At 72.8% G+C, this 11,827-nt stretch carries 15 protein-coding genes; 5 read left to right on the top strand and 10 right to left on the bottom strand.

Going from position 1 to position 11,827, the window contains the following annotated elements; translation table 11 throughout:
* Positions 1-122: 122 nt before the first annotated feature.
* Both Dvina_RS41585 and Dvina_RS41580 read left to right on the top strand, forming a co-directional pair.
* Positions 123-1,331, top strand: coding sequence for a sensor histidine kinase (locus tag Dvina_RS41585; RefSeq protein WP_223095751.1), 1,209 nt, complete (start codon positions 123-125; stop codon positions 1,329-1,331).
* Positions 1,332-1,346: 15 nt separating this feature from the next.
* Positions 1,347-1,997 (top strand): response regulator transcription factor, encoded by a 651-nt coding sequence (locus Dvina_RS41580; protein ID WP_380031264.1) that lies wholly within the window; start codon positions 1,347-1,349, stop codon positions 1,995-1,997.
* A gap of 23 nt (positions 1,998-2,020) precedes the next feature.
* On the opposite strand, the gene Dvina_RS41575 is transcribed toward Dvina_RS41580, so the two are convergent.
* Entirely contained in the window at positions 2,021-2,986 is a 966-nt protein-coding gene (locus Dvina_RS41575; RefSeq protein WP_223095747.1) for a zinc-binding dehydrogenase, read from the bottom strand.
* A gap of 54 nt (positions 2,987-3,040) precedes the next feature.
* Here Dvina_RS41575 and Dvina_RS41570 point away from each other — a divergent pair, with 54 nt between their 5' ends.
* A complete protein-coding gene (locus tag Dvina_RS41570; RefSeq protein ID WP_223095745.1) occupies positions 3,041-3,796 on the top strand; it encodes an AraC family transcriptional regulator in 756 nt (251 codons plus the stop codon).
* Here the strand turns inward: Dvina_RS41570 and paaI are convergent.
* The 7 genes from paaI to arfB form a co-directional block, all read right to left on the bottom strand.
* On the bottom strand, positions 3,786-4,211 hold the full coding sequence (gene paaI, locus Dvina_RS41565; RefSeq protein WP_223095742.1) for a hydroxyphenylacetyl-CoA thioesterase PaaI: 426 nt from the start codon (positions 4,209-4,211) through the stop codon (positions 3,786-3,788). The genes Dvina_RS41570 and paaI overlap by 11 nt on opposite strands.
* Entirely contained in the window at positions 4,208-4,798 is a 591-nt protein-coding gene (locus tag Dvina_RS41560) for an NUDIX domain-containing protein (RefSeq protein ID WP_223095740.1), read from the bottom strand. The genes paaI and Dvina_RS41560 overlap by 4 nt, the downstream gene beginning before the upstream one ends.
* On the bottom strand, positions 4,795-6,501 hold the full coding sequence (pyrG, locus tag Dvina_RS41555) for a CTP synthase (RefSeq protein ID WP_223095738.1): 1,707 nt from the start codon (positions 6,499-6,501) through the stop codon (positions 4,795-4,797). The genes Dvina_RS41560 and pyrG overlap by 4 nt, the downstream gene beginning before the upstream one ends.
* Positions 6,502-6,608: 107 nt before the next feature.
* On the bottom strand, positions 6,609-7,448 hold the full coding sequence (locus tag Dvina_RS41550) for a helix-turn-helix transcriptional regulator (protein ID WP_223095736.1): 840 nt from the start codon (positions 7,446-7,448) through the stop codon (positions 6,609-6,611).
* A 66-nt stretch (positions 7,449-7,514) separates the two neighbouring features.
* Positions 7,515-8,162, bottom strand: a complete 648-nt coding sequence (locus Dvina_RS41545) for a Rossmann-fold NAD(P)-binding domain-containing protein (protein ID WP_223095734.1) — start codon at positions 8,160-8,162, stop codon at positions 7,515-7,517.
* Positions 8,163-8,167: 5 nt separating this feature from the next.
* On the bottom strand, positions 8,168-8,728 hold the full coding sequence (locus tag Dvina_RS41540; RefSeq protein ID WP_223095732.1) for a hypothetical protein: 561 nt from the start codon (positions 8,726-8,728) through the stop codon (positions 8,168-8,170).
* A 181-nt stretch (positions 8,729-8,909) separates the two neighbouring features.
* Positions 8,910-9,335: an alternative ribosome rescue aminoacyl-tRNA hydrolase ArfB gene (gene arfB / locus Dvina_RS41535; RefSeq protein WP_223095730.1), complete on the bottom strand. Its 426-nt coding sequence runs from the start codon at positions 9,333-9,335 to the stop codon at positions 8,910-8,912.
* Positions 9,336-9,450: 115 nt separating this feature from the next.
* Here arfB and Dvina_RS41530 point away from each other — a divergent pair, with 115 nt between their 5' ends.
* Entirely contained in the window at positions 9,451-9,861 is a 411-nt protein-coding gene (locus tag Dvina_RS41530) for an ATP-binding protein (protein WP_246655654.1), read from the top strand.
* 9 nt (positions 9,862-9,870) lie between these two features.
* Complete coding sequence (locus tag Dvina_RS41525; RefSeq protein WP_223095728.1) at positions 9,871-10,446, top strand: GNAT family N-acetyltransferase; 576 nt, start codon at positions 9,871-9,873, stop codon at positions 10,444-10,446.
* Here the strand turns inward: Dvina_RS41525 and Dvina_RS41520 are convergent.
* Both Dvina_RS41520 and Dvina_RS41515 read right to left on the bottom strand, forming a co-directional pair.
* Positions 10,425-10,814: a YchJ family protein gene (locus tag Dvina_RS41520; RefSeq protein ID WP_223095726.1), complete on the bottom strand. Its 390-nt coding sequence runs from the start codon at positions 10,812-10,814 to the stop codon at positions 10,425-10,427. The two genes, Dvina_RS41525 and Dvina_RS41520, sit on opposite strands and share 22 nt — an antisense overlap.
* Complete coding sequence (locus tag Dvina_RS41515; protein ID WP_223095724.1) at positions 10,811-11,749, bottom strand: AraC family transcriptional regulator; 939 nt, start codon at positions 11,747-11,749, stop codon at positions 10,811-10,813. The genes Dvina_RS41520 and Dvina_RS41515 overlap by 4 nt, the downstream gene beginning before the upstream one ends.
* Between the last annotated feature and the right edge of the window lie 78 nt (positions 11,750-11,827).

Below are 11,827 nucleotides of genomic sequence, written 5' to 3'. Positions count from 1 at the left end.
GCACCGGATGCCGCGGCTGCGGGCACTACGGCGAGGTGCCGTCCGGCGTAGGGAAAACCCCACCGCGTTGCCCCCGGTTCCGCCATGTCGGCGCCGGTCGGCGGCCCGTAGCGTTGGCGCTCATGTCCCACGTCCGCGCCTGGTCGGCGCTGCGGGGCTCGCCGCTGCGGCTCCTGCGCAGCCGCTGGCCCTGGACCTGCCTGCTGTACACGCTCGTGAGCTCGATGGTGGTCTGGATCAGCCTGGTGTTCCTGCCGCTGCTGCTGACGTTCCCCGCCTGGGCGACGGTGCTGGCCGCCATGGAACGGCGTCTGGTGGTACTCGCCGGTGCCCGACGAATCCCGCAGGGCCCGAGCCGGCGCGGGCTGTGGTCGCCGCTGCTGTGGCGCGAGATCGGGTTCGCGCTGGCCCAGGCCGTGCCGGGGCTCATGTCACTGCTCGTCCTGGTCCTCGCGTTCTCGGCCGCGTTCACCGCGGCCGCCACGCCACTGCTCGCCGCGGCCGGGCGGCCGGTCCGGATCACCGACACGCTCGTGGTCACCGGCTGGCTCGGCGCGGCCGCGGTCACGCTGGCCGGCCTGGCCGCGCTGGTGGGCCTGGCCTACGGGTGGGTGCTGCTGGCCTGTGCCCAGGCCGCGCTGGCCACGACGCTGCTCTCCCCGCGCCTGGAGGAGCTGCAGACCCAGGTGGTGAACCTCGCCCGGGCCCGGATCGCCGAGCTCGACCGGTTCGAGCGGGAACGGCAGCGCATCGAGCGCGACCTGCACGACGGCGTCCAGCGGCACCTCGGCGTGGTGAGCCTCCGGCTGGGCCTGCTCGAGCTCGACCTGCGCGACGCCCTCCCGGCCGGGGCCGAGCTCGAGTCGGCGCTCGCCGGCCTCGACGCCGCCCGCACCGAGGCCGAGCTGGCTCTCGACGCACTGCGCGACACCGTGCACGGCCTGCGCCCGCGGACCCTCGTCGACGACGGGCTGGGCGCGGCGCTGCACGAGCTCGGCGCGCGCCTGCCGATCGCGGTGACGGTGGACACCGGCGGGGTCGCGCGCCTGCCGGCCGCCGTGGAGTCGTCGCTGTACTTCGTGGCCAGCGAAGCGGTGACGAACGCCCTCAAGCACGCCGCCGCGACCCGGCTGGCGCTGCGCGTGGCGACCGCCGGTGCGCGGCTCACGATGACCGTCACCGACAACGGGCGCGGGGGAGCCGAGGACGGCCGCGGCACCGGAATCCTGGGCATGCGGGAACGGGCCGCCCTCCTCGGCGGCGAGCTGACAGTCGACAGCCCGGCCGGCGGCCCGACCACGATCCGGATCGAGGTGCCGGTCGGTCCGTGATCCACAATGGGCGGCATGCGTGTGGTCATCGCCGAGGACACGGCCCTGATGCGGGAGGGCCTGACCGCGCTCGTCGAGCGGTTCGGGCACGCGGTCACTGCCGTGGACGACGCCCCGCGGCTCCTGCGGGCCGTCGACGCCGCGCCGCCCGACGTGGTGATCACCGACATCCGCATGCCGCCCGACAACACCGACGACGGCTTCCGGGCCGCCCTGGCGATCCGCTCCCGGCACCCGGCGGTCGGCATCCTGATGCTGTCGCAGTTCCTCGGCGACTCCTACGCGACCCGGCTGCTGCACGAGCCGGCCGCCGGCGGCGTCGGCTATCTGCTGAAGGACCGGGTCGGGCGGGTCGCCGACTTCATGCACTCCCTGGAGCTCGTCGCCGGCGGCGGGGTCGTCATCGACCCGAAGGTGATCCAGCGCTCCATCGCCGGCCGGCCCGGCACCCTGGCGAGCCTGAGCACCCGCGAGCGCGAGGTGCTGGCCCGCATGGCCGCCGGCGACACCAATCAGCAGATCGCCGCCGCCCTGCACATCTCGGACGGCGCCGTGGTCAAGCACATCGGCAACATCTTCGTGAAGCTCGGCGTCCAGCCCGAGGACGGCAACCGCCGCGTCCTGGCCGTCCTCACCTACCTGCGCTCCACCGCCCCCGAAGGCTAGGGACGGTCTCGCACGAAGTGCGGCTAGGGATGCAGGACGACCTTGCCGGTGGCCCGGTCGGTTTCCATGTGGTGGTGCGCGGCGGCGGCTTCGGCCAGGGGGTAGATGGAGTCGATGTTCGGGCGGTAGCGCCCCGACTCCACGTTGTCGATGACGCGTTGCAGTACCGCCGCGCCGGCCGTCCCTTTCGCCTCGTCGCTGTGGAACGCGGTCAGCCGGGTGCCGGCGGGGATCATGGCGATGGGTTCGAAGCCGGGGACGAGCCAGCCGCTCAGGGAGCCGGCCACGCAGACCGTGCCGCCGCGGGCGACCAGGTGCAGCGACTCCACCGCCGTGCGCGCGCCCACGAGGTCCAGGACGTGTGTCGGCGTCCACGGCGGGCGCAGCGCACCGCCGTCGTCGATGAGGACGTGGTCGGCGCCCGCCCCGGTCAGTGCGGCCGCCTTGCCGGGGCGGCGGGTGGTGGCGGCGACCTCGATGCCGTCGGCGTGGGCGATGGTGGTGGCGGCCAGGCCGACCGAGGACGTGCCGCCGCGGATGAGCAGGCGCGCGCCCGGTGACAGGCCCAGGGTGTCGAGCGCGCCCTGGGCGGTCAGGAATGTCTCCGGCAGCGCGGCAAGCGTGGTCCAGGGCAGGCTGGTGCGGATCGGCATCAGCAGGTCGTCCGGGAGCAGGGCGTATTCGGCGTAGCCGCCGTCGAAGGCGCGGCCCATCTCGCCCATGACGGCGGCGACCGCGGCACCGGCCGGCCGGGCGGGGTCGGAGGTGGCGGCCACGACGCCGACGCACTCGATGCCCAGGACGCGGGGGAAGACGACGCTCGGTGAGTGGCCCTGCCGGGTGCGCAGCTCCGAGCGGTTGAGGCCCGCGGCCATCACCTTCACCAGGCTCCAGCCGTCCCGGACCGCCGGGACCGGCACGGTGTGCAGCTCCAGGACCTCGGGGCCGCCGGGCCGCACGCAGATCACTGCTCGCATGTTCTCAGGCATGCCCCAACGAAATGCCATGGGCGGGGTGGCGTTCCACCGTTACGATGCCAGCTTGTGCCCGTAGCCCGCCAATCGCGGATCTGGCCGTCCGGCGGTGTGCACCTGTGGCCCTCCGGCGGGGCCAGCGCGGCGCACGCGCACCCGCGCGGCCACCTCGTGTACGCGGCAAGCGGCGTGCTGTCGGTGCACACCGAGAGCGGCACCTGGATCGTGCCGGCGAACCGCATCGCCTGGGTACCCGCCCACTCCACCCACCACCACCGAGCCCACGGCGAGACCGACATGCGGATCGTCTTCCTCCCGGCCGCACTGGCCCGGCGGGCACCCGACCGGCCGGCGGTGTTCCTCGCCTCGGGACTGGCCCGCGAGGTGCTGCTCGCCCTCACCGGGCCGCGCGAGCTCGACCGGGGCGCCCGCGGCCGGCTGCACCGGGTCCTCGTCGACGAGCTGCGCACGGCCGACGAGCACCCGATCCACCTGCCCGAGCCGCACGACGACCGGCTGCGGGCCGTCGCCCGGATCCTCGACGCCGACCCGGCCGACACCAGCTCGCTGACCGTGCTCGGCCATCGGGTCGGGGCCAGCGCCCGCACGCTGAGCCGGCTGTTCGCGAGCGAGCTCGGGCTGACGTTCTACGAGTGGCGCAGCCAGCTGCGCATCGCCCACGCCCTGGTGCTGCTGGCCGAGGGGCACGACACCACCCGGGTCGCCCACGCGTGTGGGTGGGCGAACCCGAGCGGCTTCATCGCGGCGTTCGCCGCCGTCGTGGGCACCACCCCGGGCCGGCACAGGCGCCGGTTCACGCCGTGATGATCGGCCGTTCGGAGCTGCGCGAGCGGCCGCGGAACTCGGCCAGGACCGTGTCGTCGCGGCGGCGGACGGTGACGTCGTAGAGGCCGGAGCGGCCGCGGCGGGAGCGCTCCACCGCCGTGGCCGTCAGCTCGTCGCCCGCCCGGGCCGGCTCCAGGAACGACACGTCCGCGCCGGCCGCCACGGTGACCCGGTCGTACGTGTTGCACGCGAACGCGAACGCGGTGTCGGCCAGGAGGAAGACGTAGCCGCCGTGGCCTATCGCGTGCCCGTTGAGCATGGCCGCCGTCACCGTCATCGTCGCCGAGGCGCGGCCCGGGGCGACACCGTCGATGGTGATGCCCAGGGACTGAGTGGCGGTGTCCCCGGCGTACAGCCGGGAGGCACACGCCTCGGCCAGCTCCTGCGGCGTCATTCGGCGTCGGCGGCCGGGCGCAGGCTGCTCCAGTCGCGCGAGCGGGCCTGCGCGGCGGCGAGGACGCCGATGACGCAGGCGGCGTTGGTGATCTCACCGCTGAGCGCCATCGCCACCGCGTCGTCGAGGGCGACCCAGTGGACCTCGAGGTCGGCCTCCTCGTGGGTGCGCTCGTAGGCGTCGCCGTCGGGCTTCGGGGCGAGCTCGCGGGCCAGGAAGAGGCGGATCTTCTCGTTGGAGCAGCCCGGGGTGGTGTGGACCTCGGCGAGCAGGTCCCAGCGGGCCGCGACCAGGTCGGCCTCCTCGGCCAGCTCGCGCGCGGCCGCGTCGACCAGGGGCTCGCCGGGGACGTCGATCAGGCCGGCCGGGAGCTCCCACAGGACCTGGCGGACGGCCGGGCGGTATTGGCGGATCAGCGCCACCCGGCCCTCGCCGTCCAGGGCGACCACACCGACGGCGCCGATGTGGACCATGTAGTCGCGGTCCACGACCTCGCCGCCGGGCATCTCCACGGCGTCGGTGACGACCGAGAAGACGCGGTTGCGTAAGCGCTCGGTGTGCGAGCGAACCTCATATGTACTGCTCATGCGTCAACGGTCTCCAGCTCGACGGGGAGGCGGTCGGCGGCGTTGTAGGTGACCGCGGCACCGACGAAGGCGGCGAACAGGGGGTGGGCCCGGGTCGGGCGGCTCTTGAGCTCCGGGTGGGCCTGGGTGGCCACGAAGAACGGGTGCTGCTCGCGGTCCAGCTCGACGAACTCGACGAGCCGGCCGTCCGGGGAGGTGCCGGAGATCTGCAGGCCGGCCCCGGTCATCGCGTCGCGGTAGGCGTTGTTGACCTCGTAGCGGTGGCGGTGGCGCTCCGAGACCTCGGTGGTGCCGTAGGCGTCGGCGGTGAGGGTGCCGGGGGTCAGGACCGCCGGGTACGCCCCCAGCCGCATGGTGCCGCCCAGGTCGCCCTTGCCGGCCACGATGTCGTGCTGGTCGGCCATCGTCGAGATCACCGGCTCGCTCGCCTCGGCGTCGAACTCGACCGAGTTCGCGCCGGCGATGCCGGCGACGTGCCGCAGCACCTCGATGGTCATGCACTGCAGCCCGAGGCACAGCCCGAGGGTGGGGATGCCCCGCTCACGGGTGTACTGCGCCGCGCCGATCTTGCCCTCGATGCCCCGGACGCCGAAGCCGCCCGGGATCACGACACCGTCGACGCCGGCCAGGGCCTGGGCGGCACCGGCCGGGGTGGTGCAGGCGTCGCTGGGGACCCAGCGGATCTCGACGCGGGCCCGGTGCGCGAAGCCGGCGGCGCGCACGGCCTCGGTGACCGAGAGGTACGCGTCCGGCAGGTCGACGTACTTGCCGACGATCGCCACGGTGACCGTCTGGCGCGGGTGGTGCACCCGGTCCAGGAGGTCGTCCCACTTCTTCCAGGCCACGTCCCGGAAGGACAGGCCCAGGCGCCGCACGACGTACGCGTCCAGGCCCTCCTCGTGCAGCACGCGCGGGATGTCGTAGATCGAGGGCGCGTCGGGGGCGGAGACGACCGCTTCCGCGTCGACGTCACAGTACAGAGCCAGCTTGTTCTTGGTCTTCTCCGGGATCTCCCGGTCGGAGCGGCACACGAGCGCGTCGGGCTGGATGCCGATGCTGCGCAGGGCGGCCACCGAGTGCTGGGTCGGCTTGGTCTTGAGCTCGCCGCTCGGCGCCAGGTAGGGCACCAGCGACACGTGCAGGAAGAAGCAGTTGTCCCGCCCGATGTCGTGGCGGACCTGCCGGATGGCCTCCAGGAAGGGCAGCGACTCGATGTCGCCGACCGTCCCGCCGACCTCGGTGATGACCACGTCGGGGGCCGCGTCGTCGCCGCTGGGCTCGGACATGGCCCGGATGCGGGCCTTGATCTCGTTGGTGATGTGCGGGATGACCTGGACGGTGTCGCCGAGGTACTCCCCGCGCCGCTCCTTGGCGATGACCGTCGAGTAGATCTGACCCGTCGTCACGTTCGCGTTGCGCGAGAGGTCCTGGTCGAGGAAGCGCTCGTAGTGCCCGATGTCCAGGTCGGTTTCGGCGCCGTCGTCGGTGACGAACACCTCGCCGTGCTGGAACGGGTTCATGGTGCCGGGGTCGACGTTCAGGTAGGGGTCGAGCTTCTGCATGACGACCCGCAGACCCCGTGCGCTGAGAAGACTGCCCAGGCTGGAGCCGGTAAGGCCCTTGCCGAGCGAGGAGGCGACGCCCCCGGTGACGAAGATGTGCTTAGCCTGCCGGCTGACACCGGTCCGTGCTGATGAGGACAAAGCCTGCTCCCGTGGGGTCCGTCACGCTGCCGAGTCAGCGATCCACGGGAGTTCAGCCTAACACCAGGTAAACGGCGGTGCCGACGGCGCACCGCACGTCACACCGGTCACACGTCCGAGCGGACCTGTCCGACCACGCTGAGTAGTTCCAGCCGCTCGGCACTCTCGCTGCCGGGCGCGGCGGTGAACACCAGCAGGACGTGGGCGTTCGCGGGGTCGACGAGCGTCTGGCAGTACAGCTGGAGGACCCCGGCCTCGGGATGCTGGATGCGCTTGCGGTCGCTGTAGCCGAGCCCGACGTCGTGCGCCGCCCAGAGTGTGACGAACTCGCTGCTCACGGCCTCGAGCGCGGCGACGAGCGCGGCGGCCCGGCCGGTCGGCCCCTCGCGCGTGTACGCGTCGCGCAGCTGGGCCGTGAACACCCGCCCGTGGTACCCGTGGTCCTCCTCCGGATACAGCCGGCGCGACTCGGGCCGGGTGAACCAGCGGTACACGCACGCCCGCTCCGGCCCCGTGAACCGGGTCTCGTCGCCCAGCAGCGCCTGGGCCGGCCGGGTCTGCACGAGCGTCTCCCCGAGCGCGGTCATGACCTGCGCCGGCGTGTCGGCCAGCCGGTCCATGATCCGCATCAGGCCGGGGGCGACGTGCTCGGCCCGCAGCGCGCGCTCCGGGGCGAGGTGCCCGGCCAGCCGGAACAGGTGGTCCCGCTCATCGAGGCCGAGGCGCAGGCCGCGGGCCAGGGCGGCGATCATCTGCTCGGACGGGCGTGGCCCCCGCTGCTGCTCGATGCGCCCGTAGTAGTCCGCGGAGATCCCGCACAGCGCCGCGACCTCCTCGCGCCGCAGTCCGCCGGTCCGCCGCCGGGGCCCGCGGGGCAGGCCGACGTCCTCCGGCTGCAGGGCCTCGCGGCGGGTGCGCAGGAAGTCGGCGAGCTGGGCGCGGTTCACGTCACCAGTCTCGCCCGGCGGCAGCGTCCGATGCAGGGACAGGTTGTCCTGGGTTCATGGTCCGGGCTACCGGGCTCCCGCGATGTCCCGGCTCTCCCAGTAGCGCTTCTCGGGCCGGGTCCGGGCCACGACCAGCATGGCCCGCCCGAGCTGGGAGGTGCTCGTCGCGATGCCGGGCGCGAACCGGACGAGCAGCGCCGAGACCGGGGTCAGGACGGTGTAGATCACGTGGATGGCCCGGACCTTGGATCGCGCACCGTGCTGCGGCTGGATGAACCCGGGCCGGAACGCGTATCCGCGCAGCTCCAGCGCGGCCACGTCGTCCTCGGTGCGGCCCTTGACCCGCTGCCACATCTGCCGCCCGTCCCGGTTGGTCCCGGCGCCGGAGACGTAGACGAAGACCGAGCCGGGGCTCTGCCCGGCGATCCGGCGGGCCGCGGCGAGCGTGTAGTCGTAGGTGATCCGGGTGTAGTCGGCCTCGGACATGCCGACCGAGCTCACGCCGAGACAGAAGAAGGTGGCGTCGTACCCGCTGAAGTCGACGTCCCCGAAGTCCCCGAAGTCGCGGTGGACGAGCTCGCGCAGCTTCGGGTGCTCGACGCCTGTCGGAGTCCGGGTGACCACCAGGACCTCTGACACGTCCGGGGCGAGCAGGCACTCGCGCAGGACGCCCATCCCGACCATGCCCGTGGCGCCGAAGACGATCACTCTCATGGTGGTCATTGTGCCCGGATCGCGCTCAGCGTGGCGTTCTCCAGCGTCGTGTACAGGTCGGAGTCGGTGAAGTCGGGCTCCGTCTCCTCGCCGACGTAGACGTCGACGTGCCGCTTGCCGCCCAGACCCGGCGTGAACTCGTCGACGATCGTCCACGTCGGGCCCTTGAGCTTCGCGCACACCTCGGCGGTGACCTCGGCCGTGCCGCAGCGCTGGATCGTGAAGCGGCTGCCGGCCTTGAGGGCGTCGGCGTCCGCCGCGGCGGAGATCCACGGGCGCAGGGGGCGGCCGGCGGTGTCCCGGGGTGCGGTGTCCATCCAGTAGCCGGTGTCGTAGGACCAGTTGAGGTACCGGCCGTCGGCGGTCCGGCCGGTGCCCTCGTCCTTGACCGCCTTGACGAACGAGGCCGGGAAGCTGCCGAGCTTGCGCTGGTTGCGGTTCTTGCCGCAGTCGATGGTGGGGCAGCCCTCGACCTCTTGCCGCGCGTCGCTGTGCAGCTTCTCGACGGCCGTGTAGTAGACGGTGACCTCCCAGCCGGTCAGCTCCACTGCCGTGCCGGCGGTCACGGCCGGGATCGGGCTTTCCGATGCCGATCCGGGATAGGCGGCGGTCTCCGGAGGGTGGCCGGGCGCTTCGCTCGTCAGTGCCTGGGGCGCCGGCTGCGCACCACTGCATGCGGCAAGGAGTGCCGTTGTGGCGAGTGCGAGCAGGCGCAGTACCATATCCGCATTTTGTCGGAAATGCCGGTCACTCGTCGGGGCGACGGCGTTGTTGCTTGCGCCGGGCCGTGTGCCGCTTCGACTCCAGGCGGCGCTCGACTGCACCCTTGGAGGGTTTTGTCCGTTTACGCGGTCTGGGTGGCGGAGCGATTGCCGCCGCGATGGCCGCGACCAGCCGCTCCTCGGCCGCCCGGCGGTTCTGCAGCTGCGAGCGGTGCTCCGAGGCGGTGATCGACAGGACGCCCTCGACCAGGCGTCCGGCCAGCCGCTGCAGTGCCCGATCCTTGAGCGGCTCCGGCAGCGCAGCCGTCGCGAGCAGGTCGAAGCGGAGCTCCACGCGCGAGTCGGTGGTGTTCACCGACTGCCCACCGGGGCCGCCGGAGCGGCTGAAGCGCCAGGTCAGCTCGGCCCGCGGCAGGGCGATGTCGTCGGTCACCCGCAGGTCGTCGTCCATGGCCCCTAGCATGCGGGGCGCGGAATGCAGATTGCACCGCAGGGTGACTTGGCGCCGGGGCGGTCGCGGCTGGGTATACGCTCGGCGATGCGAGGCGCAGCGGAAAGGTGACACCGTGGCTGAAGCCGTTCAGACGACGGCGCTGCTGGTCGAGGACTTCGACGTCGCACTCATCACGCCCGTCCGCCACGCCGTGAACCGCGGCGCGGCCGCGGCCGGGCTGATCGGGCAGCGACTCGAGGACTTCGTGCTCGCGGTCAACGAGATCGTCACCAACGCCGTGCGCCACGCCGGCGGCGGCGGGACGCTGCGGATGTGGCTCACCGAGGGCCTGCTGGTCTGCGAGGTCGTCGACAAGGGCGCCGGCATCCCCGAGGAGCGCCTCGACGGCGAGGCCGCGTTGCCGCCGAGCAGCGCGGTGAGCGGGCGCGGCCTGTGGCTGGCCCGGCACCTGGTCGACGAGGTCACCGTCACCACCGGCGACGCCGGAACAATTGTGAGGCTCGAGACCGCCGTCGAAGACTAGTCTGCGCGAGTGCTGCGACCCGAGTATCCGATCCGGACCGAGCGCCTGACGCTGCGCCCCTTCACCGCGGGCGACTTCGACGACCTGCACGCCATGACCGGCGACCCCGAGGTGGTGCGGTACCTCTACTGGGAGGTGCACACCCCGCAGGAGACGCGGGCCGCCCTCGACCGGCGCATCGCCCAGGGCGAGCTGACGCAGGAGGGCCAGTGGCTCACCCTCGCGATCGTGCCCGACGGCGTGCCGCGGGTCGTGGGCCAGGTGGTGCTGAAGTGGGCGAGCATCAAGCACCAGCAGGGCGAGCTGGGCTTCACGCTCAACCCCGAGTTCTACGGCCGCGGCTACGCCCGCGAGGCCGCCGAGGCGATGCTCCGCCTGGGCTTCGAGGGCCTGGGGCTGCACCGCATCTACGCGGCCTGCGACACCCGCAACAGCGCGTCCTGGGGCCTGCTGACCCGGCTGGGTCTGCGCCGCGAGGCCCACTTCGTCGAGGACGAGCTGTTCAAGGGCGAGTTCGGCGACCAGTACATCTACGCCATGCTCGACCGCGAGTGGCGCGCGCTTCAGTCGACCTCGTCCACGTAACGCCAGGCGCCGGCGACCTTCAGGAACCGGCTCCGGTCGTGCATGCGGCCGGAGCGGCCGTCGGTGAGGTACCGGGCCTGGAACTCCACGATGCCCTCGGTGTCGAAGAGCCCGCCGCCCTCCCGGGCCAGGATCGTGAGCCCCTGCCAGTTCTGGTCCGACTCCAGCGTCAGCGCGCGCGGCTTGGTCTTCTCGTGCCAGGTGCGCAGCAGGAACCGGCGGTCGCCCACCACATACGCGCTGTAGCGGGCCCGCATCAGCAGCTCCGCGCTCGGCGGCTCGGCGCCGCGGTGGTACTTGCCGCAGCAGTCGTCGTACGACTCGCCGAGGCCGCAGGGGCAGGTGCTGGTGCCGGTGACGCCTGTCATGCCGAATATTGTTCCCGATGGGCCTGCGGAGACACGCCGCGGACACGCTTGAACGCCGCACTCAGCGCGAACGCGCCGCCGTAGCCGACCTTCCGGGCCACCGCGTCAAGCGTCGCGTCCGGCTCCAGCAGCAGGTCGGCCGCGAGCGCCAGCCGCCACCCGGTCAGGTAGGCCATCGGCGGCTCGCCGACCAGCTCCCCGAACCGCCGGGCCAGCAGTGCCCGCGACACCCCGACCTTCGCGGCCAGCTCGGCCACCGTCCACGGGTGCCCCGGGTTGTGGTGCAGCAGCTGCAGCGCGGGCCCGACCACGGGGTCCGACTGCGCCCGGTACCACCCCGGCGCCCCCGACGACGGCCGCGCCAGCCACGTCCGCAGCGCGGTGATGAGCATCAGGTCCAGCAGCCGGTCGAGCACCGCCTCCTGCCCGGCCCGATCCTTGGCGATCTCGTCGGCCAGGATCCTGATCAGCGGGGTGTCCCACTCGTCCGCGGGCACGACGAGCACCCGCGGCAGCGCCGACAGCAGCCGCTGACTCACCTCGCCGGAGAGCTGGTAGGCGCCTGTGATGACGAGCGTCGAGCCGGCTTCGTCGGTACCCCACGTGCGCACCCCGAGATGCATGACCTCGGCCAGATCCTCGCCCTCCGGCGTGGTGCACCGCTGTCCCGGATGGATCACGATCTGCGGCGCCGTCCCCGCCGGCTCGGCCACCGTGTAGGGCTCGGACCCCCGGATCACCAGGACGTCCCCGGGCCCGGCCCCGACGACGTGTCCGTCGTCCCCGACGTAGTGGGCCGCCCCCCGCACGACGGCCGCAATGGCCAGCGCGGCCTCGTCCTGAATCCGTAGCGACCAGGGCGGGTTCAACACCGACCGGAGCAGGAAGGCCCCCCGGGCCCGCGGCCCGTCGAGCAGTGCCGTCAACGCATCCATCCCACCACCGTAGACGCTCGCACATGCATCAGCGCGCCTGGACCATGGCGCGTCTACACGCCTGCCGATTCACTGAGT

The organism is Dactylosporangium vinaceum (genome assembly GCF_019904175.1).
GTDB classification, from domain to species: Bacteria; Actinomycetota; Actinomycetes; order Mycobacteriales; family Micromonosporaceae; genus Dactylosporangium; species Dactylosporangium vinaceum.
Note: the sequence above shows the minus strand (reverse complement) of the source record. Positions and strands in the feature narration are given on the sequence as shown.

Excerpts from the sequence above, each read along its gene's own strand:
- Dvina_RS41585 (WP_223095751.1), top strand. The coding sequence starts at position 123 with ATGTCCCACGTCCGCGCCTGGTCGGCGCTGCGGGGCTCGCCGCTGCGG.
- Dvina_RS41515 (WP_223095724.1), bottom strand. The coding sequence starts at position 11,749 with ATGGATGCGTTGACGGCACTGCTCGACGGGCCGCGGGCCCGGGGGGCC.
- Dvina_RS41560 (WP_223095740.1), bottom strand. The coding sequence starts at position 4,798 with ATGAGCAGTACATATGAGGTTCGCTCGCACACCGAGCGCTTACGCAAC.
- arfB (WP_223095730.1), bottom strand. The coding sequence starts at position 9,335 with ATGGACGACGACCTGCGGGTGACCGACGACATCGCCCTGCCGCGGGCC.
- Dvina_RS41580 (WP_380031264.1), top strand. The coding sequence starts at position 1,347 with ATGCGTGTGGTCATCGCCGAGGACACGGCCCTGATGCGGGAGGGCCTG.
- Dvina_RS41545 (WP_223095734.1), bottom strand. The coding sequence starts at position 8,162 with ATGAGAGTGATCGTCTTCGGCGCCACGGGCATGGTCGGGATGGGCGTC.
- paaI (WP_223095742.1), bottom strand. The coding sequence starts at position 4,211 with ATGACGCCGCAGGAGCTGGCCGAGGCGTGTGCCTCCCGGCTGTACGCC.
- Dvina_RS41520 (WP_223095726.1), bottom strand. The coding sequence starts at position 10,814 with ATGACAGGCGTCACCGGCACCAGCACCTGCCCCTGCGGCCTCGGCGAG.
- Dvina_RS41575 (WP_223095747.1), bottom strand. The coding sequence starts at position 2,986 with ATGCCTGAGAACATGCGAGCAGTGATCTGCGTGCGGCCCGGCGGCCCC.